The sequence below is a fragment of the Duganella sp. GW822-FHT06D06 genome (assembly GCF_058799615.1).
Window position 1 is genome coordinate 393,231 of the sequence record NZ_JBXALQ010000001.1, and the last position, 21,992, is coordinate 415,222.

General features: G+C 60.2%; 19 protein-coding genes. 2 read left to right on the forward strand and 17 right to left on the reverse strand.

What is annotated here, in order from left to right; genetic code table 11:
• Window position 1: 1 nt before the first annotated feature.
• The 9 genes from AC1RMD_RS01845 to AC1RMD_RS01885 all read right to left on the reverse strand — a co-directional run bounded on the left by AC1RMD_RS01845 (window position 2) and on the right by AC1RMD_RS01885 (window position 7,607).
• Window positions 2-472, reverse strand: coding sequence for a F0F1 ATP synthase subunit B (locus tag AC1RMD_RS01845; RefSeq protein ID WP_020703971.1), 471 nt, complete (start codon window positions 470-472; stop codon window positions 2-4).
• A 42-nt stretch (window positions 473-514) separates the two neighbouring features.
• Complete coding sequence (gene atpE / locus AC1RMD_RS01850; protein ID WP_008443432.1) at window positions 515-790, reverse strand: F0F1 ATP synthase subunit C; 276 nt, start codon at window positions 788-790, stop codon at window positions 515-517.
• A 62-nt stretch (window positions 791-852) separates the two neighbouring features.
• The gene (atpB, locus tag AC1RMD_RS01855; protein WP_492923086.1) at window positions 853-1,653 is read right to left on the reverse strand and encodes a F0F1 ATP synthase subunit A; all 801 of its coding nucleotides are present in this window, start codon (window positions 1,651-1,653) and stop codon (window positions 853-855) included.
• Window positions 1,654-1,674: 21 nt separating this feature from the next.
• Window positions 1,675-2,040: an ATP synthase subunit I gene (locus AC1RMD_RS01860; RefSeq protein WP_036622994.1), complete on the reverse strand. Its 366-nt coding sequence runs from the start codon at window positions 2,038-2,040 to the stop codon at window positions 1,675-1,677.
• 277 nt (window positions 2,041-2,317) lie between these two features.
• Window positions 2,318-3,205: a ParB/RepB/Spo0J family partition protein gene (locus AC1RMD_RS01865; RefSeq protein WP_492923089.1), complete on the reverse strand. Its 888-nt coding sequence runs from the start codon at window positions 3,203-3,205 to the stop codon at window positions 2,318-2,320.
• Between the two features lie 9 nt (window positions 3,206-3,214).
• The gene (locus AC1RMD_RS01870; protein WP_445231353.1) at window positions 3,215-3,985 is read right to left on the reverse strand and encodes a ParA family protein; all 771 of its coding nucleotides are present in this window, start codon (window positions 3,983-3,985) and stop codon (window positions 3,215-3,217) included.
• Window positions 3,986-4,096: 111 nt separating this feature from the next.
• Window positions 4,097-4,747, reverse strand: coding sequence for a 16S rRNA (guanine(527)-N(7))-methyltransferase RsmG (gene rsmG, locus AC1RMD_RS01875; RefSeq protein ID WP_492923091.1), 651 nt, complete (start codon window positions 4,745-4,747; stop codon window positions 4,097-4,099).
• Window positions 4,744-6,675 carry a tRNA uridine-5-carboxymethylaminomethyl(34) synthesis enzyme MnmG gene (mnmG, locus tag AC1RMD_RS01880; RefSeq protein WP_492923093.1) on the reverse strand — a complete coding sequence of 644 codons (1,932 nt, stop codon included), beginning with the start codon at window positions 6,673-6,675 and terminating at the stop codon, window positions 4,744-4,746. The genes rsmG and mnmG overlap by 4 nt, the downstream gene beginning before the upstream one ends.
• 167 nt (window positions 6,676-6,842) lie before the next feature.
• A complete protein-coding gene (locus AC1RMD_RS01885; protein ID WP_492923561.1) occupies window positions 6,843-7,607 on the reverse strand; it encodes a sulfite exporter TauE/SafE family protein in 765 nt (254 codons plus the stop codon).
• A gap of 146 nt (window positions 7,608-7,753) precedes the next feature.
• Between AC1RMD_RS01885 and AC1RMD_RS01890 the strand changes: the two genes are divergently transcribed.
• A complete protein-coding gene (locus tag AC1RMD_RS01890) occupies window positions 7,754-8,920 on the forward strand; it encodes an iron-containing alcohol dehydrogenase (RefSeq protein WP_492923095.1) in 1,167 nt (388 codons plus the stop codon).
• Between the two features lie 3 nt (window positions 8,921-8,923).
• Here the strand turns inward: AC1RMD_RS01890 and AC1RMD_RS01895 are convergent, their stop codons facing one another.
• From AC1RMD_RS01895 to AC1RMD_RS01930, 8 genes are all read right to left on the reverse strand, one after another.
• Window positions 8,924-10,981, reverse strand: a complete 2,058-nt coding sequence (locus AC1RMD_RS01895; protein WP_492923097.1) for a 3-hydroxybutyrate oligomer hydrolase family protein — start codon at window positions 10,979-10,981, stop codon at window positions 8,924-8,926.
• Window positions 10,982-11,101: 120 nt separating this feature from the next.
• The gene (locus AC1RMD_RS01900) at window positions 11,102-12,085 is read right to left on the reverse strand and encodes a branched-chain amino acid ABC transporter permease (RefSeq protein ID WP_492923099.1); all 984 of its coding nucleotides are present in this window, start codon (window positions 12,083-12,085) and stop codon (window positions 11,102-11,104) included.
• A 10-nt stretch (window positions 12,086-12,095) separates the two neighbouring features.
• Window positions 12,096-12,980, reverse strand: coding sequence for a branched-chain amino acid ABC transporter permease (locus AC1RMD_RS01905; RefSeq protein ID WP_492923101.1), 885 nt, complete (start codon window positions 12,978-12,980; stop codon window positions 12,096-12,098).
• Window positions 12,981-13,072: 92 nt separating this feature from the next.
• Window positions 13,073-14,281, reverse strand: a complete 1,209-nt coding sequence (locus AC1RMD_RS01910) for an ABC transporter substrate-binding protein (RefSeq protein WP_492923103.1) — start codon at window positions 14,279-14,281, stop codon at window positions 13,073-13,075.
• A 63-nt stretch (window positions 14,282-14,344) separates the two neighbouring features.
• Window positions 14,345-15,052 (reverse strand): ABC transporter ATP-binding protein, encoded by a 708-nt coding sequence (locus AC1RMD_RS01915; RefSeq protein ID WP_492923105.1) that lies wholly within the window; start codon window positions 15,050-15,052, stop codon window positions 14,345-14,347.
• Entirely contained in the window at window positions 15,052-15,822 is a 771-nt protein-coding gene (locus tag AC1RMD_RS01920) for an ABC transporter ATP-binding protein (protein WP_492923107.1), read from the reverse strand. Before AC1RMD_RS01920 ends, AC1RMD_RS01915 begins: the two co-directional genes overlap by 1 nt.
• 123 nt (window positions 15,823-15,945) lie before the next feature.
• The gene (locus AC1RMD_RS01925; RefSeq protein ID WP_492923109.1) at window positions 15,946-17,574 is read right to left on the reverse strand and encodes a GMC family oxidoreductase; all 1,629 of its coding nucleotides are present in this window, start codon (window positions 17,572-17,574) and stop codon (window positions 15,946-15,948) included.
• 29 nt (window positions 17,575-17,603) lie between these two features.
• Entirely contained in the window at window positions 17,604-18,641 is a 1,038-nt protein-coding gene (locus AC1RMD_RS01930) for an NAD(P)H-dependent flavin oxidoreductase (RefSeq protein ID WP_492923111.1), read from the reverse strand.
• A 389-nt stretch (window positions 18,642-19,030) separates the two neighbouring features.
• On the opposite strand from AC1RMD_RS01930, the gene AC1RMD_RS01935 reads away from it, so the two are divergent.
• Entirely contained in the window at window positions 19,031-21,823 is a 2,793-nt protein-coding gene (locus AC1RMD_RS01935; protein WP_492923113.1) for a bifunctional diguanylate cyclase/phosphodiesterase, read from the forward strand.
• The last annotated feature ends 169 nt before the right edge of the window (window positions 21,824-21,992 follow it).

Consider the following 21,992-nt stretch of genomic DNA (forward strand, 5'->3'; position numbering starts at 1 on the left):
GTTACAGCTCGACAGACAGGCGCGACAACAGATCGGCGTGGGCCGACGCGTTGATTTCGCGCTTGAGGATTTGCTCGGCGCCCTTCACAGCCAGGTCAGCCACCTGAGCGCGCAGCGTGTCGCGCGCTTTGGCCAGTTGCTGATCGGCGTCGGCCTTGGCTTGCGCAATGATGCGGTCCGCTTCGGCTTGTGCATTTGCTTTGATTTCTTCTGCTACCAGTTGCGCGCGCTTTTCAGCGTCGGCAACGCGTTGCGAAGCTTCTTCGCGTGCACCTGCCAGCGCTTCGCTGGCGCGCTTCTCAGCCACTACCATCGCTTGCTGGCCTTGGTCGGCCGCAGCCAGACCGTCAGCGATACGCTTGGCACGCTCATCCAACGCTGCATTCAGCGATGGAAATACGAACTTCATCGAAACCCAGACCAACACCGCGAAGGTGATCATCTGACCGATGAGAGACATATTGATGTCCATACCTTTGCTCCTAACTAAAAGTTTCTCCTAGAAGGGAGCGAATTAATGTGCCGCCAGAACAGCTGCCAGGAACGGGTTGCTGAAGGTGTACAGCAGAGCAACGCCGACGCCGATCATCGAGATCGCATCCAGCAGACCAGCGATAACGAACAGTTTGGTTTGCAGTTGTGGCATCAGTTCAGGTTGACGAGCCGACGCTTCCAGGAATTTGCCGCCCAGAATTGCGAAACCGAGTGCGGTGCCGATAGCGGCCAGGCCGATGATGATTGCTGCGGCCAGAACGGTCATGCTTTGTACTTGTGCGATCAGAGCTTGCATTGAATTTCTCCTAAGATTTTAAAAAAGACTACAGATACTAAAAAGTTAAAACGATTTGTTGCTTAATGTTTCTCAACCGCAAGGCTCAGATACACAACAGTCAACGCCATAAACACAAACGCTTGCAGGGTCACCACCAGGATGTGGAAGATAACCCAAGGACCACCCAGCAGCCACTGCGCCCACCATGGCAGCAGAGCGATCAGAATGAACAGCAGCTCGCCGGCGTACATATTGCCGAAGAGTCGCAGCGACAGCGACAGTGGCTTAGCCAGCAACTCGATCATCTGGAAGGCGAAGTTGACCGGGGCCAGCACGATGGCCATGAAGCCGTGGGCGTGGAACGGAGCGGTCAGCAACTCTTTACCCCAGCCGCCGAGACCTTTGGCTTTGATCGAGAAACCAATAATGCACAGCATGACGCCGAACGACATGCCGAAAGTGTGATTGACGTCGGCGGTCGGCACGACACGCAGCTTGTGGACGCCAACGTAGCCAAGCAGCTTGGGCAGCAGATCGACCGGCAGGAAGTCCATCGCGTTCATCAGCCAAACCCAGCAGAAGATCGTGATGGCCAGCGGCGCGATGACCTTGCTCTTGGCGTGGAATGCGGAATTGACGACTTCGTTGACCAGCTCCATGACGGCTTCGACGAAGTTTTGCAGCTTGCCCGGCACACCGGCGGTCGCACGGCGCGAGGCCATGTAGAACACGCCGAGGAAGATCATGCCCAGAACGGCCGAAACCCAGAACGTGTCCAGGTTATAGGCGCCGTCGGCAGACTTCAGGTGCGACAGGTGATGCTGAATATACTCAATGTTGGTGGGCGCATCGTGTGCCCCTACAGCGTTTTCTGTGGTCATAAAAGTATTAGATTTTGGTGATTAAATTGCGAGCAGTGAAAACCAATAAGCTAAGGTTGCCACCGCGAAACCCAAGATCAGCCATAACCAAGAGGCCGACTGAAACAGCGCCAGTGCCAAAACAAACAGCACTACCGTGATAAATATTTTTACAACTTCGGCGCGTACATGCGACCGGAAAGCTTTTTTGGCGTCATTTGTTCCGCCCGCAACAATCATCGCGTACATCAGACTCCCGATGACTGCGATTGCTCCGCCATAGGCGGCCGACCAAGCTTTGAGTACTCCACCCAAGTTCCAGGCGAGCAAGGCGAATCCAGTTGCGATGGCTAACTGGAGGGCGACGACTTTAAACACCGGCTTGGAAATACTCGTCGAATCATTCATCTGGCGAGCTCCCTGAAAAGCCGATAAAACCCAAAGACACGGGATTATATGTGTCTTTACTGTATCACGTCAAACATTGCTGCACCGCAGCAGAGCAATTGGTGCACGAAAGCGACGTTTTTATAAACATTTCCGAGCCGGTTGCACCAAGTTGGAACCAGTTAAGCGTTTTCGTTTTTTATTAGCTTCGGGGTCAAGTCTGACATTCGGACACGAGCTCTACCGTAGCTACCGTTACGGTAGAGCTCGTGTCCGAATGTCAGACTTGACCCCGGGTTTAGGCGCGCAGGCGGGCGAGGACGCCGTCGAGGATGTCGAGGTCGGCGAAGTCGATGATCATCTGGCCGCGGCCTTTGGCGCCCATCTTGAACACCACCGGCGTGGCCAGCTTGTCGGACAGCTCTTCCTCCAAGCGGACGATGTCGCCGGACTTTTCTTTCTGGCGCGCTTCGGTCGGCGAGGCTTTTTGATCTTCCAGCGTTTTTGCCACCAACTTTTCAGTTTCACGCACCGACAACCGTTTGGCGATGACCATGTTGGCCAGGTTGATCTGCGTGGCCGCATCCACCGACAACAACGCGCGGGCGTGGCCCATGTCGATATCGCCGGCCATCAGCATGGTCTGCACCGGGTTCGCCAGGTTCATCAGGCGCAGCAGGTTGGACACGGCGCTGCGCGAACGGCCAACAGCCGTGGCCGCCTGCTCGTGGGTGAAACTGAAATCGGTGATCAGGCGATGGATGCCCTGCGCCTCTTCCAGTGGATTCAAATCCTCGCGCTGCATGTTTTCGATCAGCGCCATCGCGGCGGCGGCCTGGTCGTCCACGTCGCGCACCAAAACAGGGAGCACTTCCAGGCCGGCGATTTGCGCGGCGCGGAAACGGCGTTCGCCGGCGATGATCTCGTACTTGATGGCGCCGGTCAGCTTGTCGCTGCCGACCGGACGCACCAGGATGGGCTGCATGATGCCCTGGGTCTTGATCGACGCCGCCAGCTCCTGCAAGCCGCCCTCATCCATACGGGTACGCGGCTGATATTTGCCGGCCTGCATTTGCGCGACCGGGAGTTCGGACGGCGTGTTGGCGTCCGCAGTGGTGAGGTCGCCGTCGCCGCCGAGCAGCGCGTCCAGGCCGCGACCCAGGCCTTTGAGTTTTTTGGTTGCCATGTGATTGCCTTACATTTTCTTGATGCGCTTGACCATCTCGGCGCCGAAGGCGATATACGCCTGCGCACCCTTGGAGGATGGATCGAAGGTGACGCCCGGCAGGCCGTAGGACGGCGCTTCGGCCAGGCGTACGTTGCGGGGGATGATAGTTTTGAAGACCTTGTCGCCGAAGTGCTGCTCCAGCTGGGCCGACACTTGCTGCGACAGCGTCATGCGCGGATCGAACATCACGCGCAGCAGGCCGATGATCTTCAGGTCCGGGTTCAGGTTGGCGTGCACCTTCTTGATCGTGTTGACCAGGTCGGACAAGCCTTCCAGCGCGTAGTACTCGCACTGCATCGGGATGATGACGCCGTGCGCGGCGCACAGGCCGTTCAGGGTCAGCATCGACAACGCCGGCGGGCAGTCGATCAGGATGAAGTCGTACTCCTTGTCGACCAGGGCCAGCGCGTCCTTCAGGCGGCGCTCGCGGTTCTCCAGCGAGACCATCTCGACTTCGGCGCCGGCCAGCTCGCGGTTGGAGGGCAGCACGTCGAACTGGCCCGGCTCCGAACGCTGGCGCGCGGTGGCCACGTCGGATTCGCCCAGCATCACCTCATAGGTCGATGCCGGCAGTCCCGCCTTGTTGATGCCTGCGCCCATCGTGGCGTTGCCTTGTGGGTCCAGGTCGACCAGCAGTACCCGCTGGTTCAGCTTTGCCAATCCGGCGGCCAGGTTTACCGTCGTGGTGGTCTTGCCCACGCCACCCTTTTGATTCGCTACGCAAAAAATTTTCGCCATGTATTTCTTTGGGTTGTGCTTCTTAATTATTTATACTATTAAAACGATATAAACGATTTATACTGTTTATACAGAATAAACTGTATAAACCATTTATATCGTATAAATCATTTACTTGGTTTCGGCCTGGATGAAAACCAGGTGGCGCTCCGCGTCCAGCCCCGGCACTTCCAAAGGCTCCAGTTTCTGCACTTTCCATGGCTCCGGCAGCCGCTCCCGCTCCTCCGCCGGTGCCGTGCCTTTCAGGGCTATGAATCGCCCGCCCTCTTGCAGCAGGTGCCCCGACCAGTTGACGAAGTCGGACAGGTCGGCAAAAGCCCGCGAGGTGATGACGTCGAACTTCGTCTTCACTTCCAGCTGCTCCACGCGCTTGGTGTACACCGTCACGTTGGCCAGGCCCAACTCCGCCTTCACCTGGTTGAGGAACGCGGTCTTCTTGTGCACCGTGTCGATCATCGACACTTTCATGTCCGGACGGCTGATCGCCAGCACCATGCCCGGCAAGCCACCCCCTGCTCCCACGTCCAGCACGTTCCGGGCGCCGGCGAAGGCAGGCACCGCCGCCAGCGAATCGAGCACATGCAAGGTGACCATCTGCATCGGATCGCGCACCGAGGTCAGGTTGTACACCGAATTCCACTTGTTCAGCAGCGCCAGGTAGTCCAGCAATTTCTCCACCTGATCGTCGCCGAGGCCCAGTTTCAGGCTGTTGATGCCTTGTTTTAAAACATCCGCAATGGCTACACGGTCAAACACCTTCATTGAACAGCCTCATCTTTTTGATTCAAAAATCCGCCGAAACCGGCCTTCTTCAGGTGCACCAGCAGCAGCGAAATCGCCGCCGGGGTCACGCCGGAGATGCGCGATGCCTGGCCCAGTGTTTCCGGACGCTGCGCGTGCAGCTTCTGGCGCACTTCCACCGACAGCGCGGTGATGTCCAGGTAGTTGAAACCTTCCGGCAATTTCAGGTTTTCGTAGTGCTCATGGCGCTCGACTTCCTTGGTCTGGCGGTCGATATAGCCCGAATATTTGAGCTGGATTTCCACCTGTTCGCGCACCGCTTCGTCGGCCACGCCGGGGCCGGCCAGCTCGCGGCCGTCGATGCCGGACAGGCTCATCAGCTTGTCGTAGTCGACGCCGGGACGGGCCAGCAGGTTCGCCAGCGAGTACTCGCGCTCGATCGCCTGGCCGATAACGCGCTCGGATTCGGCCGCTTCCAGGATGCGTGGATTGACCCACGTGGAACGCAAACGCTCCAGTTCGCGCGCGACGGCTTCGCGCTTGGTCTCGAATGCCTGCCACTGCGCGTCGCCCACCACGCCCAGTTTGCGGCCGATTTCGGTCAGGCGCATGTCGGCATTGTCTTCACGCAGGCTCAGGCGATACTCGGCGCGGCTGGTGAACATCCGGTACGGCTCCATCACGCCTTGCGTGACCAGGTCGTCGACCATCACGCCCAGGTAGGCTTCGGAACGGGCCGGGGTCCAGGCTTCGCGGCCCTGGGTTTGCAGCGCGGCGTTGATGCCGGCCAGCATGCCCTGCGCCGCCGCTTCTTCGTAGCCGGTGGTGCCGTTGATCTGGCCGGCGAAATACAGGCCGCCAACCGCCTTGGTTTCCAGCGATGCTTTGAGGCCGCGCGGGTCGAAATAATCGTATTCGATGGCGTAGCCGGGACGCAGGATGTGGGCGTTCTCCATGCCCTTCATCGAGCGCACCAGGGCGATTTGCACGTCGAACGGCAGGCTGGTGGAGATGCCGTTTGGATAGAATTCGTTGGTCGTCAGGCCTTCCGGCTCCAGGAAAATCTGGTGCGATTCCTTGGACGAGAAGCGGTGGATCTTGTCTTCGATCGACGGGCAGTAGCGCGGGCCGACACCTTCGATGACGCCGGTGTACATCGGGCTGCGATCCAGGCCGGCACGAATGATGTCGTGGGTCTCGGTGTTGGTGTGCGTGACCCAGCACGGCATCTGCGCAGGGTGCATGGCGGCATTGCCCATCACCGAGAACACCGGCACCGGATCGAGGTCGCCAGGCTGTTCGGTCATCAGCGAGAAGTCGATGCTGCGGCCGTCGATGCGCGGCGGCGTGCCGGTCTTCAGGCGGCCTTGCGGCAGCTTCAGTTCCTTCAGGCGGGCCGACAGCGAGATCGCCGGCGGATCGCCGGCACGGCCGGCCGAGTAGTTCTGCAGGCCGACGTGGATCTTCCCGTCGAGGAACGTACCGGCAGTCAGCACCACGGCCGGCGCCAGGAACTTCAGGCCGATCTGGGTGACGGCGCCGATCACGCGGTCGCCCTCCACCATCAGGTCGTCGACCGCCTGCTGGAACAGCCACAGGTTGGGCTGGTTTTCCAGGCGCGAACGGATGGCTTGCTTGTACAGGATGCGGTCGGCCTGGGCGCGGGTGGCGCGCACGGCTGGGCCTTTGGATGAGTTCAGGATGCGGAACTGGATGCCGGACTCATCGGTGGCGATGGCCATGGCGCCGCCCATGGCGTCGACTTCCTTGACCAGATGGCCTTTGCCGATACCACCGATGGAGGGATTGCACGACATCTGGCCCAGCGTCTCAATGTTATGCGTGAGCAGCAAGGTCTTCTGGCCCATGCGGGCCGAAGCGAGGGCCGCCTCGGTGCCGGCGTGACCACCACCGACGACGATGACGTCGAATTTTGTAGGAAATAGCATGTTGGAATTGGTTAAAGCGAAGGGATCAAGGTCAGATTATAGAGTCTTTTTGTGGCTGCGACTTTTTTAAGCAAAAAAATATCGCTGGATTGTTCCACGTGAAACATTGAAAAAGGGCCCTTGTCGTTCCCGACAAGAGCCCTCGCTTTGTTCCACGTGAAACAATATCACCAACGCAACCATGCATCGTAGCCAGTTTTCAGGATCAGTATCGTCACCACGACCAGGAACAGCTTGCGCACGAATCCGCTGCCATGCTTCATCGCCAGGCGCGAGCCGATGATGGAGCCGGCGATCTGGGCCACCGCCATGATCGCGCCCAGCTGCCACATCAGGTGGCCGCTGTAGCCGAACCAGATCAGCGCGGCAAAGTTGCAGGCGACGTTGACGATCTTGGCCACGGCCGAGGCGCCGAGGAAGTCGAAGCCGAAGATGCGCACAAACAGGAACACCAGGAAGCTGCCGGTGCCGGGCCCGAAGAAGCCATCGTAGAAGCCGATGCCGGCGCCGATCAGCAGCGCCAGCGTCTGCTCCCTGGCACCCGAGTGGATCGGCGCGTGCACGCTGCCGAAGTCTTTCTTGGCGAAGGTGTAGATGGCCACCGCCACCAGCACCACCGGCAGCAGCAGGCGCATGAACTCGGCCGAGACCTTGGTCACCGTGTAGGCCCCAAGGAAGGCGAAGATCAACGCGGCCAACGCCGCAGGCGTGGCGACCGACCAGGCGATGGCAACCCGGCGCGCGTAGCTGACCGCCGCCACACCGGTGCCGAAGATGCTGGCCAGTTTGTTGGTGCCGATCAGCGTGGCGGGCGCCGTGTTGGGAAACACCGAGAACATCGCCGGCAGTTGCACCAGTCCCCCGCCCCCGACCACCGCGTCCACCAACCCCGCACCGAACGCCGCCACTCCCAACACCAGATACTCAACCATCACCTTGCCATCCTCAACGCTTGCGAAAGGCCATATTGTACGGAAGAAATTCAGTGCGGCTCATGCGCATCCGGCATGGACCACGACAGGCACGCGGGCCTCGCATGAGGTAAGCTTCACGTGAAACCCACCACCCTGGAACCGCCATGACCGACTTCCCAGCGTTCGCATTCAGCACCGTCGCCCACATCGTTTCCGAGCTCGGCGCAGCCGGGAGGTTGGGCGAGCATATCGTCCAGCGCTTCCCGGCGGCCAGGCGCGCCCTGCTGGTCACCGATCCCGGCTTCCTGGGAACCGGCCTGGTCGAAGCGCCGGCCGCCAGCCTGCGCGCCGCCGGCCTGGCGGTCGAGGTCTATTCCAAGGTCGTGGCGGACCCGCCGGAGCAGGTGGTGCTGGACGCGGTGGCGGCCGCCCGCAAGCATCGCGCCGACCTCGTCATCGGCCTCGGCGGCGGCAGCTCGATGGACGTCGCCAAGCTGATCGCCGTGCTGGCCGGCAGCGACCAGCCGCTCAGCGCCATCTACGGCATCGGCAATGTGCAGGGTGCGCGGCTGCCTCTGGTGCAGATTCCGACCACCGCCGGCACCGGCTCCGAGGTCACCAACATCGCCATCGTCACCACCGGGACTACCACGAAAATGGGCGTCGTCGCGCCGCAACTCTATGCCGATCTGGCATTGCTGGACGCCGAACTGACCATCGGCCTGCCGCCCCTGGTCACCGCCGCGACCGGCATCGACGCGATGGTGCACGCGATCGAGGCCTACACCAGCCGCCACAAAAAGAACCCGCTGTCCGATCTCTTCGCGCGCAAGGCGCTGGGCCTGCTGTCGGCGAATCTGATCCGCGCCTGCGAAAACGGCCGCGACCTGGCGGCGCGGCAAGCCATGCTGCTCGGCGCGATGTTGGCGGGGCAGGCGTTTTCCAATGCGCCGGTGGCGGCGGTGCATGCGCTGGCGTATCCGATAGGGGGCATCTTCCACGTGCCGCATGGGCTGTCGAACTCGCTGGTGCTGCCGCACGTGCTGCGCTTCAATGCGCCGGAGGCGGCAACGCTGTACGCGGAATTGGCGGAGATCGTCGTGCCTCAGGCCAGCGGCAGCGCCGAGGCGAGGACAGAAGCACTGGTTGTTGCGATGCAACAAATAGCCACCATCACCGGGATAGAGCGGACCTTGCAGCAGGTCGGGATCAGGGAAACGGATCTGGACCGGCTGGCGGATGACGCCATGCTCCAGACCCGCTTGTTGGGGAATAACCCCCGCACCGTCACGCGCGACGATGCGAGGGCGATCTACGCGGCGGCCTTGTAGACCTTAGTTCGGCACATCGACCGTGGTGCCGGTAACCGTGATTGCATTGGCGCCGGGCGCGGCGGCGATCGGCGGGACATTCGCCACCGTGATCAGCGAAGTGTTGTCGATACGCGTTACCGTGCGCACCACCTGCGACGGCGGCAAGGCCACGGCCGAGCTGCGCAGGTTGGCCAGCATCGCATCCAGCGCGCGGAACAGGTAGATGTGCAACGGCACGATATTGGCCGGCAGCGCGTTGGTGAACGAGTCGAAGTGGTTGGCGTTGGTCACTTCGATGTAGCGCAGCTTGCTCGCCCCCCCCTCCGCCGATGCATTCAGCCCCACATAGGAACGCGCTGCAAAGTTGACCGGGATCAGCGTGTCGCTGCGTCCGTGCACGATGATGGCCGGCTTGCCGCGCAGATTGCCGGTCGCCGCCACCTCGGCCATGCCCGCCTTCACGCGCGCGCTTTGCGCCGCCAGCGTCGCCCCCAGCGCGTTGCCGGTGACCGGATCGACACCCGTCGCCAGCGAACGCAGGCACAGGAAGCCGTCCAGCGACTGGTCCGCCAGCGTGCTGCTCGGCGACACGCCCAAGTTGTAGGCCTTGGCGCCGCCCACCGAATTCTCATAGACCACGCTGCCGACGATGCCGCTTTGCGTCGCAAAGCTGCCGGCCTTTTGCGCCGCCGTGAAGGCCACCGGCGCGCCGGTCGCATCGGTCGCGCCAAACGAGAATCCGCACACCTTGTCCGTCACCGAGAACTTGCCGTAGGCGTTGGCATAGGTCACCGCCACCAGGATGTTGGTGCCGGCGTGCGACGCTTGCAGGACATCGGAATCCAACAGCCAACCGTAAGCCTTCAAGCGGGCCTTGGCATCGGCCTGCTGCGACGGCAGGTCGGCGCCGGTCAACAAGCCTTTGGCGGCCAGCGCCGTGCAACGGCCCGGCGCGGCGGCGGTGGAGGCGATGCACGGCTGGTACAGCGCGGCAAAGGTCGAGTAGTCGAACAGCGCCTTGCCCTGCCCCGTCACGTTGACGCCGCCCTGGCGCACCGTGTAGCCGGTGGCGGTCTTGGGCTGCACTTGCGGCTCGGTGGCCGCCACGCCGCCGATCAGGCCCTTGGCGTCCTGTTCCGCAGCCAGCAGCGCCGAACCGGCGCCGTTGGAAATGCTGGAGGCGATCGTCACCGTGTTCTTCGGCGTCAGCCGCACGATGTGGCTCTTGTTGTCCTTGGCCAGCACGCCGTACTTTTCGTTCAGCACGTAGAAGGCGAATTCCAGCGATTGCAGCGTGACCTTGCCCCAATCCTTTTCCGGGTTCTGCTGCGAGTGCGCGTGCTTGAAGGCGATGCGCGCCGGCGACGACGAGGCGAACGCGGCGCGGTCGGCATCGCTCAATGCCGGTGCGAACATGGCGTTCTTGGCGGCCGCGGTGCGCGTGGCGCGCACGCCGTTTTGCAGGTTCACGCTGTCGTCGTCGAAGGTGTAGAGGCCGGTGCCGCTGCCCTTGTCGGCATAGGCCACGGCGCAGTTGTTCTTCAGGCCCCATTCGCCGGCGCTGCCGATGGCGCCATAGATGCCGCGCGAGCCGCTCGAGGTGCCGGTGACGATGCAGGGATTGTTGATGTCGAAGCCGGTCGGTATCTGCACCATCAACGTCACGTTCTGGTTGCCCGTGCCGTCGTCGGAATAGGCGATGTACTCGGTGCCGGCGATCATGCCCTGCCCCGATCCGATCGCGCCCTTGGCGTCCACATTCGGGCCGTACAAGGTGCCGTAGCCGCTGTTGGCGTTGATATCGAGCACGGCGCGGTAGTTGGCGTGGATGGCGTTGCGGCGCAGCTCGGTGGCAGTGGGATTGGTCGGGTCGACATACGCGGGCGTGGCGCCGGCCAGGCCGGTCGCGCCCAGGCCGGCGGTCAGCAGATCGTCGGTGGTGCCGTCGTAGCTCTTGCTGCTGATGGTGCCCAGGTATGTCGGCAGTACGTTCAAATCCTCGGCCGAGTTGGGTTCATTGGAGCCACAAGCGGTCAGCGCAATGCCAGCCAGCGCCAGCGAAATTTTCTTGATATGCATGTCATCCTCTATGTCGATAAAAGTTACGGACGGACTACTCCCACTCCGGCCGGCGGCCAGACAAAATTTACTACCGATGAAAAAAAAACGCCGGACAGAACGTCCGGCGTGTGCGCTACGTCAAGCTGGTTTTTTGCCGTTGTTGAAGGCGAACTTGGCGACGATCTCGCCGACGATGCCGCGCCGGAACAGCAGCACGCAAACGATGAAGATAAAGCCGATCACCATGTTGACCGCCTCGCCGATGGTGTTGAACCATTCGATGCCGGTATGGGCGACCATGAAGATGCCGAAATCGCCCAGCTTGTTTTCCAACGCGATGATCAGGATGGCGCCCAGCATCGGACCGGCAAACGTGCCCATGCCGCCGACCAGGGTCATCAGGATCACCAGGCCCGACATGCTCCAGTGCACGTCGGTCAGCGTTTCGAAACCCTGCACCAGCATGTTGGACGCGCCGGCCAGGCCGGTCAGCGCGGCCGACAGCACGAAGGCCAGCAGCTTGTACTTGTCCACATCGTAGCCCAGCGAAATCGCGCGCGGCTCGTTTTCCTTGATCGCCTTCAGCACCTGGCCGAACGGCGAATGCACCGTGCGCACGATCAGCATGAAGGCCAGCACGGCCACGCCCAGCACGAAGAAGTACAGCGCGGTATCGTTGGACAGGTCGACCAGGCCCAGCAATTTTCCACGTGGAACGCCTTGCAAGCCGTCTTCGCCGCCGGTGAACTCGCCGGCGCGCAACGCGCCGAAGTACACCATCTGCGCCAGCGCCAGCGTGATCATCGAGAAGTAGATGCCCTGGCGGCGGATCGCCAGCGCGCCCATCACCAGGCCGACCAGGGCGCCGGCCGCGACCCCGGCCAGCAGGCCCAGTTCGACCGGCCAGCCCCACATCTTCATCGCGTTGCCGGCCACGTAGCCGGCGGCGCCGAAGAAGGCCGCGTGGCCGAACGACAGCAAACCGGTAAAGCCGATCAGCAGGTTGAAGGCGCTGGCGAACAGCGCAAAGCACAGCAGCTTGGCCAGGAAGATCGGATAGCCGACAAACGGCGCCGCCAGCGCGATCGCGAAGGCGACCAGGTAACCTAAGTTCTTATTCATCAACGGCCTCTTATTTTTCTTTGCCGAACAAGCCGGCAGGACGGATCAGCAACACGATGACCATCACCAGGAACACCACCGTCGACGAGAACTCGGGGTAGAACACCTTGGTCAGGCCTTCGATAATGCCCAGGCCGAGGCCGGTCAGGATGGAGCCCATGATCGAACCCATGCCACCGATCACTACAACCGCGAATACGACGATAATCAAGTTCTGACCCATCAGGGGCTGCACCTGGATCACCGGGGCCGCCAGCACCCCTGCAAAGCCCGCCAAAGCGACGCCGAAGCCATAGGTCAGCGTCACCATCAGCGGGACGTTGATGCCGAAGGCTTCGACCAGCTTGGGATTCTCGGTACCGGCGCGCAGGTAGGCGCCCAGTTTGGTCTTCTCGATGACGAACCAGGTCGACAGGCACACCGCCACCGACGCCACCACCACCCAGGCGCGGTAGTTCGGCAGCACCATGAAGCCGAGGTCGGTCGCCCCGGCCAGCGCCTCCGGCACCTGGAACGGTTGGCCGGACACGCCGTAGAACGAACGGAACACGCCTTCGACCAGCAGCGTGATGCCGAAGGTCAGCAGCAGGCCGTAAAGATGGTCCAGCTTGTAGAGCCAGCGCAGCATGGTCTTTTCGACGATGATGCCGAACAGGCCGACGACCAGCGGCGCCAGCACCAGCATCACCCAGTAGTTCAGGCCGAGGTAGGCCATGCCCATCCAGGCGACAAACGCGCCCATCATGTACAGCGCGCCGTGCGAGAAATTAATCACGTTCAGCAGGCCGAAGATCACCGCCAGGCCGAGCGACAGCATGGCATAGAAGGAGCCGTTGACCAGGCCCAGCATCAGCTGGCTCATAATCATGGGCAAGGGGTAGCCGAATATTTCCATGAGATCACAATATAAAGATCGCCGTCCCGGACGGGCAGGCGTGGCACCAGAGAAAGGCCGGGCAAGGGCGCCCGGCCTGTGTACAACTCAGCTTATTTCCACAGGGAGCATTTGGTTTCCGCCTTGGTGGCGTACGCCTGGTCGCCCGGAATGGTGGCGACGACCTTGTAGTAATCCCATGGATACTTCGATTCCGACGGCTTCTTCACTTCCATCAGGAACATGTCGTGGACCATGCGGCCGTCCGGACGGATCACGCCGTTCTTGGCGAACATGTCGTTGATCTTGTTCGCCTTCAGGTAGGCCATGACCTTGTCGGTGTCGTCGGTGCCGACGGCCTTGACCGCCTTCAGGTAGCTGGCCGCCGCCGAGTAGTCGGCCGCCTGCAGCATCGACGGTTCCTTCTTCATCTTCTCGAAGTAGCGCTTCGACCAGGCGCGGGTGTCGGCGTTCGCATCCCAGTACCAGCCGTCGGTCAGGTACATGCCCTGGGTCAGGTTCAGGCCCAGCGAGTGCACGTCGTTGATGAAGATCAGCAGGCCGGCCAGTTTCATTTTCTTGGTGATGCCGAACTCGTTGGCGGCCTTGATCGAGTTGATCGCGTCGCCGCCGGCGTTGGCCAGGCCCAGGATCTGCGCGCCCGACGACTGCGCCTGCAGCAGGAAGGACGAGAAGTCCGACGCCGACAGCGGATGCTTGACCGCGCCCATCACCTTGCCGCCGTTGGCTTTCACCACGTCGGCGGTGTCTTTTTCCAGCGACTGGCCGAAGGCGTAGTCGGCGGTCATGAAGTACCAGCTCTTGCCGCCCTGCTTGACGATGGCGCCGCCGGTGCCGCGCGCCAGCGCGATAGTGTCGTAGGCGTAGTGAATCGTGTACGGCGTGCATTCCTCGTTGGTCAAACGGGCCGAGCCGGCGCCGATCGAAATGAAGACTTTCTTCTTCTCGGCCGCGACCTTGGCCATGGCCAGGTTGGCGCCCGAGTTGGTGCCGCCGATCAGCAGGTCGACGCCCTGCTGGTCGAACCATTCGCGCGCCTTGGAGGCGGCGATGTCGGCCTTGTTCTGGTGGTCGGCGGAGATGAACTCGACCTTTTTACCGGCGATGACCACGCCGGCGTCGGCAATCGCCATCTTGATGGCCTCGGCACCGCCGGCGCCGTCGATATCCGTGTACAGGCCGGACATGTCGGTGATCATGCCGATCTTGATGGTGTCGCCGGAAACCTGGGCTTGGGCAGCAAAGGACAGGCCGAGTGCGCACACGGCGGTGGCTGCGATGGTGATGGCTTTAAGTTTCATTTTGTCTCCGTTGGTTCAAGAAGTAGTGTTATTGCTTATTTTTTTCCACTTGCCTTGCAAACTTCAGACGCCCAGAAGTTCGGTCAACACCGGCATCTTGGCGCTCAATTCCGATGCAACAAAGGTCTCGACGATCTGACCGTGTTCCATCACGTAAAACCGGTCCGCCAGCGGGGCGGCAAACCGGAAATTCTGTTCCACCATGACGATGGTGTAGCCCTTGGCCTTGAGCGTGGTGATCATGCGGGCCAGGCCCTGCACGATGACCGGCGCCAGCCCTTCGGAGATTTCATCGAGCAGCAGCAGGCGCGCGCCGGTGCGCAGGATGCGCGCCACCGCCAGCATCTGTTGCTCGCCGCCCGACAGGCGCGTGCCCTGGCTGTGCTTGCGCTCTTCCAGGTTGGGGAACATGGCGTAGATTTCCTCGACCGACATGCCCTTCTGGCCGGTCGCCAGCTGCGGCGGCAGCATCAGGTTTTCCTCGGTCGACAGCGACGAGAAAATGCCGCGCTCTTCCGGGCAATAGCCGATGCCGAGGTGGGCGATTTTATGGGTCGGCATGCCGATCGCTTCCTCGCCGTTGACCTTGATCGAACCCTTGCGGGCGCCGGTCAGGCCCATGATCGCGCGCAAGGTGGTGGTGCGGCCGGCGCCGTTGCGGCCCAGCAGCGTGACCACCTCGCCCGGCTGCACCGTCAGATTCACGTCGTGCAAAATATGCGATTCGCCGTACCAGGTTTGCAGGTGGGAGATTTCCAGAGCGGCCGTCATCAGTGGGCTCCTTCCAGTACGGCGGCTTCGGTACCCATGTAGGCTTCCATCACTTGTGGATTACTTGAAACTTCGGCGTAAGTGCCTTCGGCCAGCATCGCGCCGCGCTGCAAAACGGAGATCTTGTCGCAGATGCCGGACACCACTTTCATATTGTGTTCGACCATCAGGATGGTGCGGCCGGCTGAAACTTTCTTAATCAATTCCGTCACGCGGTGCACGTCTTCGTGGCCCATGCCCTGGGTCGGTTCGTCCAGCAGCATCAGCTCCGGTTCCATCGCCAGCGTGGTGGCAATTTCCAAGGCGCGCTTGCGGCCGTAAGGCATATCGACGGTGATGGTGTCGGCGAATTCGGTCAGGTCGACCTCGGCCAACAACTGCATGGCGCGATCGTTCAACTTGCTCAGCGACCGTTCGCTCTGCCAGAAATTGAAGCTGGTGCCGAGCTGGCGCTGCAATCCGATGCGGACGTTTTGCAGCACCGTCAGGTGCGGAAACACAGCGGAAATCTGGAACGACCGGATCACGCCCATGCGGGCGATCTGCGCCGGCCTGGCCGCGGTGATGTCCTTGCCGTTGAAGAGAATCTGGCCCGAGGTGGGCACTAAAAACTTAGTGAGCAGATTGAAACACGTGGTTTTACCGGCGCCATTGGGGCCGATCAGCGCGTGGATGTGGCCGCGCTGCACTTTTAAATTCACATCATTGACCGCGGTGAATCCCTTGAATTCCTTGGTCAGATGCTTTGTTTCCAAGATAACGCCGGACATTCTGTCTCCTAGTTATTCTTTTCAAACTACTAAATTTTTTCAAATCATACACAGTAACAAATTGGCTAACAATACAGTATAACTACGGTCCGCTTTTGATCTAGGCCTAGCGGGCACAGGGTTTCATTTCCACTCTGAACGGATCAGCTCTGAAGCTTTCTCCGCGATCATGATGGTGGGAGAGTTGGTATTTCCGGAGGTTATGAACGGCATGACGGAGGCGTCCACCACGCGCAAGCCGTGTACGCCAATTACACGCAGCGCGCCGTCCACCACGGCGGTCGGATCGTCGGCGCGGCCCATCTTGCAGGTGCCCACCGGATGGAAAATCGTGGTGCCGATCTCCCCTGCCGCGTTGGCCAATTCCTCCTCGCTGCGGTATTGGATGCCGGGCTTGTATTCCTCCGGCGCGTAGCGCTGCAAGGCCGGCGCGGCGACGATCTGACGCGTCAATGTCAGGGCGGCGGCGGCGACTTTGCGGTCTTCCGGCGTGCTCAAATACATCGGCGAAATTTTCGGCGGCGCATACGAATCGGCGCTGGCGATGCGCACATGGCCGCGCGAGGTCGGACGCAAATTGCAAACGCTGGCCGTGAACGCGGGGAAGGCGTGCAAGGGCTCGCCGAATTTTTCGAGCGACAGCGGCTGCACGTGGTACTGCAGATTCGGCGTGGCCTGCGCCGCGTCCGAACGCGCAAAGGCGCCCAGCTGCGAAGGCGCCATCGACATCGGTCCGCTCTGGAACATCGCATATTCGAGGCCGATCTTCATCTTGCCATACCAGCTGGAGGCCATCGTGTTCAGCGTGCGCGCGCCGCCGCCGAGTTTGTAGATCATGCGCAGTTGCAGATGGTCTTGCAGGTTTTCGCCGACGCCGGGCCGATCGGCCAGCGGCTCGATGCCATGCCGGCGCAAGCTGTCGGCTGCGCCGATGCCGGAGCATTGCAGGATTTGTGGAGAACCAACGGCGCCAGCCGCCAGCAGGGTTTCCTTGTCGGCGGTGGCGATAAACTGCGTGCCGCCGCCGGTGAAAATAACGCCTTTGCACACCGCTCCGCGATCGCTCATTTCGATCTGCAAACGTTCCACGTGGCAGCCGGTCATGATGGTCAGGTTGGGCCGCATCGACACCGGTTTCAAAAATGCCTTCGACGTATTCCAGCGGATGCCGCGTTTTTGATTGACGTCGAAATAGCCGCAGCCGGCGTTGTCGCCGCGATTGAAGTCGTCCACTTTCTGGATGCCGACCTGCTCCGCCGCGTCGCGGAACGCGTCCAGGATTTGCCACGACAAACGCTGCTTTTCAACGCGCCACGGACCGCCGGCGCCATGCAGTTCGGAAGCGCCGCCGTGATAATCCTCGCTCTTTTTAAACAGCGGCAGCACCGACTGCCAGCGCCAGCTATCGTCGCCGGTCAGCGCGGCCCAGCGATCGTAGTCGCTGCCCTGGCCGCGCATGTAGATCATGCCGTTGATGGAGGAACTGCCGCCCAGCACCTTGCCGCGCGGGTAGAGCAGGCTGCGCCCGCCCAGGCCCGGATCGGCTTCGGTGCGGAACATCCAGTCGGTCCGCGGATTATCTATGCAATGCAGATAACCAACAGGAATATGGATCCACACATAATCGTCTCGTCCACCCGCCTCGATCAGCAGGACATTCGCGTTTCTGTTCGCGCTCAACCGGTTTGCCAACACGCAGCCCGCCGAGCCTGCACCAATAATGATGTAATCGTAAATGCCTGCTGATTCCAAAAACTTCTCCTCCAAGAGTGCTGTTTCGGTCAGGCGGCCGCTATCTCCGCCAGCAATGTTTCAACCAGTTTTGCCGCCGGCATCGGCCTGGCGCGCGCGACGCCGGTACCGCACCACAACGACATCAATTCCGTCTCGCCGCGCTTGCCCGCCTCCGCCCGGATGGCGCCGGTCAACGCGTTTTGTATTGGATAGGCGGGGATCTGTTTTTCCACCGGCGCCATGTCAAGCATGAAACGGTTCTCCAGGCCGCGCGCATAGCGGCCGGAAAAGGTGCGCGTCAACCGGGTCGGATGATCGCCGGCCGTCAGCAAACGTTGCTTGTAAATCGGATTGATCGACGATTCGTCGCACACCAGGAACGCTGTGCCCATCTGCACCGCCTGGGCGCCGCCATCGAGCGCGCGCTTGATATCGGCGCCGTCCATGATGCCGCCGGCGGCGATCACGGGTATATGCACCGCCTCGACGATGGTCGGCAGCAGCTCGAAGGTGGTCAGTTTGGCGTCTTCCTGCGCGCCGATGAAGGTGCCGCGATGGCCGCCGGACTCGGTGCCGGAAGCGATCACCGCATCGGCGCCCCTGCTTTGCCAGGCCAGCGCTTCGTCGGCGTGGGTAATGGTGCCGATGACGACAATACCGGCGTCATGCAGGCGGCGGATCTGCTCGGTGCTGAGGATGCCGAAGGTGAAACTGGCCACCGCAGGACGCATCTCGATCAGCGCCTCAAACTGGGCGGCAAAGTCTTCGCACCATTTGGCGGGCGCCGGCACTTCCATCCAGCCCAGCGAGGCGGCGATCGGCTTCAGCCATTCCATGGCGCGGGCCACTTCTTCCGGATCCGGCTTGGGCGTTTCCAGCACGAAGAAGTTCAGGCAAAACGGCTTGTCGGTCAGGGCGCGGATCTGCGCAGTCTGGGTGCGGATGGTGTCCGGCGAAAGTAAGGAGCAAGCCAGCGAACCCAGGCCACCGGCATTCGAGACCGCAGCCACTTGCGCGGGCGTGTTATTGCCGCCGGCAGTCGGTCCCTGGATGATGGGATGAGGAAAAATTGATGCCAAATTCATCAGATCTCTCGCATAAAGTGGCGTTTACGACATGTGGATAAGTCTATGGATATCCACAGGCACGGAATGTGAGTAAACAAAAATTTTTTGGGGACGCTTTTTCTTATCCCAAAACAGTTCTTTGCTCATACACGGCTTTCTCGCCCGCTTATGCAGCTCGTAAACGCCTGATTTTAATCCAAAATGAACACTTATCCACAGAAAAGTGTCTACGTTAACAACTACTACTATTTTTATATATACATATTTAGAGTAAACCATAAACCCAAAAACCACAGGCGCACAGGCCTGAACGTCCTGATACCCCATTGGAACGGAAATAAGATTTCACCAACATCTGCTTTCCCCTATACTGGATTCGCAAACAAACAGCCCCTGGCGGAGACATTTTGTCCTCACAGCGCAAAAATCTGCGGTCGCCGGCTTATCTGCGCTTTCGGCGACGTCTGATCACCGGCCTTTTCCTCATGGCTGCGCTTGCCATTGCTGTTGTTGTTTCTCAATTCCGCACCGCTTACGTCGAACGCGAACTCGCGGTCAAAACCCAGACCGAGCACTACGTCAAAGCGATGGAAGCGCATGTGCTGTACTCGATACAGTCCATCGACTTGTCGCTGATGGGATTTGCCAATGCCATCAAAGTCCTGACGACTCAACAACGACGTTCGCCGGAAACGATGTTGGAACTGCTGTCTTCACGCGGCTCCGGTTTCAACAGCGAGTACTGGATCAGTTTCCTGGATCCGAAAGGCGAAGCGGTCGCCACTTCCGCTGGCAACAATATCTCCGGCACCAAATACGGCGATCGCGACTACTTCAAAGCCCATCTCGATGTCGCCATGCGTGGCAAATTGTTCATCGGCGTGCCGGCGATTGGGCGACGCAACAACCAGCGACTGCTTTTTCTCAGCCGTCGAGTCGAGAGTTCCAAGGGGGAATTCCTGGGAGTGATCGTCGCGCCACTCAACGTCAACCGCTATGTCACGGTGTTTGAAAATTCGCGCTTCAGTTCCGATATCTCGATCACGCTGATGCACAGCGGCGGCAAAGTTATCGCCGGCGTCCCCAATTTCGAACAGTCATTTGCCCGCGATCTGGGACCGACCGACCTGTTCGACAACGTACGCCGCTCCAGTTCGGGCACTTTCAAAACCATCAGCAGTTCCGACAGCCTCACTCGCGTGTTCAGTTATCGGGTATTTGAAAACCTTCCCCTGATCATCGTCGTCGGCAGCAACGATTCGGAATCGACCAGGCTGCTCCAGCAAAACTATCTGATTGCTGGCGCTGGTTTGATCATGTTGCTGATACTGATGGCAGGCGCCGGTCATTTTTCGCTGCGCACCTACACCAAACAGGAAGAGCGCGAGCTGCGCTTCCGCGCCTTGTACGCCGCCAGTCGCGAAATGGAACAAAAACTGCTGGCCAACGAGGAAGAGCGCAAGAAAAACGAAGAATCCATGAAGCTGGCAGCCCTGCTGTTCCAGAATAGCGGCGAAGGCATGATGGTCACCGACGCCGATGGACGCATATTGACCGTGAATCCAGCCTTCTCCCTGCTGAGCGGCTATACGGAAAAAGAAGTCATCGGCCACCGCGGCTATGAATTGACGACCAGCCGGCAGGACATCAACTTCTTCACCCGCATGTTCGAGTCGATCGCGCAAACCGGACAATGGGAAGGCGAACTCTGGCATCAGCATAAAGACGGCGAAGATTACCTGGTCGCGATGCGCTTCAACACCGTCTACGATGAGGTGGGCAATCCCTTCCGCTACGTTGCGCTGTTGAGCGACATCACGAAAAAGAAAGCATCGGAAGAATTGATCTGGCGCCAGGCCAATTTCGATGCGCTGACCGGCTTGCCGAATCGGCGCATGTTCCACGAGCATCTGCGCCAGGAAATGAAAAAAACCGACCGCTCCCATCTGCCGATGGCGCTGGTTTTCGTGGATCTTGACCACTTCAAGGAAATTAACGACACCCTGGGCCACGATAAAGGAGATTTGCTGCTCAAAGAAGTGGCAAGCCGCTTGTCCAACGCCGTGCGCGGCACCGATACGGTGGCCCGACTCGGCGGCGACGAATTCACCATCATCCTCAGCGAGTTGCATAACGCCGGCGACGTGGTGCGCACAGCCCAGGAAATTCTCAGGCAAATGAGCACGCCGTTCAACCTGGGCAACGACGGCGACAAGCATATCGCCCGTATTTCGAGCAGCATCGGCATCACGCTCTACCCCGAGGACGGCGCCGATGCTGAAACTTTAATCAAAAACGCCGACCAGGCGATGTACGCGGCCAAGCAACAGGGCCGCAACCGCTTCAATTACTTCGCTCCGTTCATGCAGGAAGCCACGCGTGTGCGCATGACCCTGGTCAACGAATTGCGCGAAGCGGTGAATCACAACGAATTACGGATCCTGTTCCAACCGATTATCGACCTGGCCAGCGGCAAGATTTGCAAGGCGGAAGCGTTGGTGCGCTGGCAGCACCCGGTGCGCGGACTGTTGAATCCTGCTGAATTTATCGGCATCGCCGAAAGCAGCGGCATGATCGTCGGCATCGGCGACTGGGTTTTCAAGCAGGCGGCACAGGAAGTGCAGAAATTGCAGGCGCTGGGATTGCCCGATTTCCAAGTCAGCGTGAACAAATCGGCCTGGCAGTTCCGTGACGACGGCAGCAACTACCAGCAATGGCTGGATTTTCTCCAGGAACTGCACCTGAATGCCAACAGCATCATCATCGAAGTGACGGAAAACCTGCTGTTGGACACCGCCAACTCGGTTTCGGAACGCATGCTGGCTTTCCAACATGCCCATATGCAGATTTCGCTGGACGATTTCGGCACCGGCTACTGCTCGGTGGCGTTTTTGAAGCGTTTCGATATCGATTACATCAAGATCGACCCGACTTTTGTCTCCAATCTGTCCAGTGGCACCGACGGCATCGTGCTTTGCGAGGCAATTATCGCCATGGCGCACAAGCTGAACATCAAAGTGATCGCGGAAGGCATCGAAACGCCGCAACAACTGGCGGCTCTGACGGCCGCAGGATGCGATTTAGGGCAGGGATACCTGTTTTCCAAGCCGATTTCAGGCGAAGAACTGGAAAAACAGATCAAAAGCGAGCAAGCGCCTGTGAATAACTCGCTGGATATCCACAGGACGACTTGTGAGTAAGGACCAAGTTGTCCAAAGGCCGCCATTTTATACAGAATTGCTCCTGAACTGGTACAGCCTTTATGCAAGCGCTTATCTTTCTCGTAAACGAATGATTTGTAAACGTATACATGACTTATCCACAGCTTTTTGGTCGTTTACTATTACTACTATTTTTTTATATATCTTT

Coding starts and splice junctions, on each gene's coding strand:
- AC1RMD_RS01845 (WP_020703971.1), bottom strand. CDS start 472: ATGGACATCAATATGTCTCTCATCGGTCAGATGATCACCTTCGCGGTG.
- atpE (WP_008443432.1), bottom strand. CDS start 790: ATGCAAGCTCTGATCGCACAAGTACAAAGCATGACCGTTCTGGCCGCA.
- atpB (WP_492923086.1), bottom strand. CDS start 1,653: ATGACCACAGAAAACGCTGTAGGGGCACACGATGCGCCCACCAACATT.
- AC1RMD_RS01860 (WP_036622994.1), bottom strand. CDS start 2,040: ATGAATGATTCGACGAGTATTTCCAAGCCGGTGTTTAAAGTCGTCGCC.
- AC1RMD_RS01865 (WP_492923089.1), bottom strand. CDS start 3,205: ATGGCAACCAAAAAACTCAAAGGCCTGGGTCGCGGCCTGGACGCGCTG.
- AC1RMD_RS01870 (WP_445231353.1), bottom strand. CDS start 3,985: ATGGCGAAAATTTTTTGCGTAGCGAATCAAAAGGGTGGCGTGGGCAAG.
- rsmG (WP_492923091.1), bottom strand. CDS start 4,747: ATGAAGGTGTTTGACCGTGTAGCCATTGCGGATGTTTTAAAACAAGGC.
- mnmG (WP_492923093.1), bottom strand. CDS start 6,675: ATGCTATTTCCTACAAAATTCGACGTCATCGTCGTCGGTGGTGGTCAC.
- AC1RMD_RS01885 (WP_492923561.1), bottom strand. CDS start 7,607: ATGGTTGAGTATCTGGTGTTGGGAGTGGCGGCGTTCGGTGCGGGGTTG.
- AC1RMD_RS01890 (WP_492923095.1), top strand. CDS start 7,754: ATGACCGACTTCCCAGCGTTCGCATTCAGCACCGTCGCCCACATCGTT.
- AC1RMD_RS01895 (WP_492923097.1), bottom strand. CDS start 10,981: ATGCATATCAAGAAAATTTCGCTGGCGCTGGCTGGCATTGCGCTGACC.
- AC1RMD_RS01900 (WP_492923099.1), bottom strand. CDS start 12,085: ATGAATAAGAACTTAGGTTACCTGGTCGCCTTCGCGATCGCGCTGGCG.
- AC1RMD_RS01905 (WP_492923101.1), bottom strand. CDS start 12,980: ATGGAAATATTCGGCTACCCCTTGCCCATGATTATGAGCCAGCTGATG.
- AC1RMD_RS01910 (WP_492923103.1), bottom strand. CDS start 14,281: ATGAAACTTAAAGCCATCACCATCGCAGCCACCGCCGTGTGCGCACTC.
- AC1RMD_RS01915 (WP_492923105.1), bottom strand. CDS start 15,052: ATGACGGCCGCTCTGGAAATCTCCCACCTGCAAACCTGGTACGGCGAA.
- AC1RMD_RS01920 (WP_492923107.1), bottom strand. CDS start 15,822: ATGTCCGGCGTTATCTTGGAAACAAAGCATCTGACCAAGGAATTCAAG.
- AC1RMD_RS01930 (WP_492923111.1), bottom strand. CDS start 18,641: ATGAATTTGGCATCAATTTTTCCTCATCCCATCATCCAGGGACCGACT.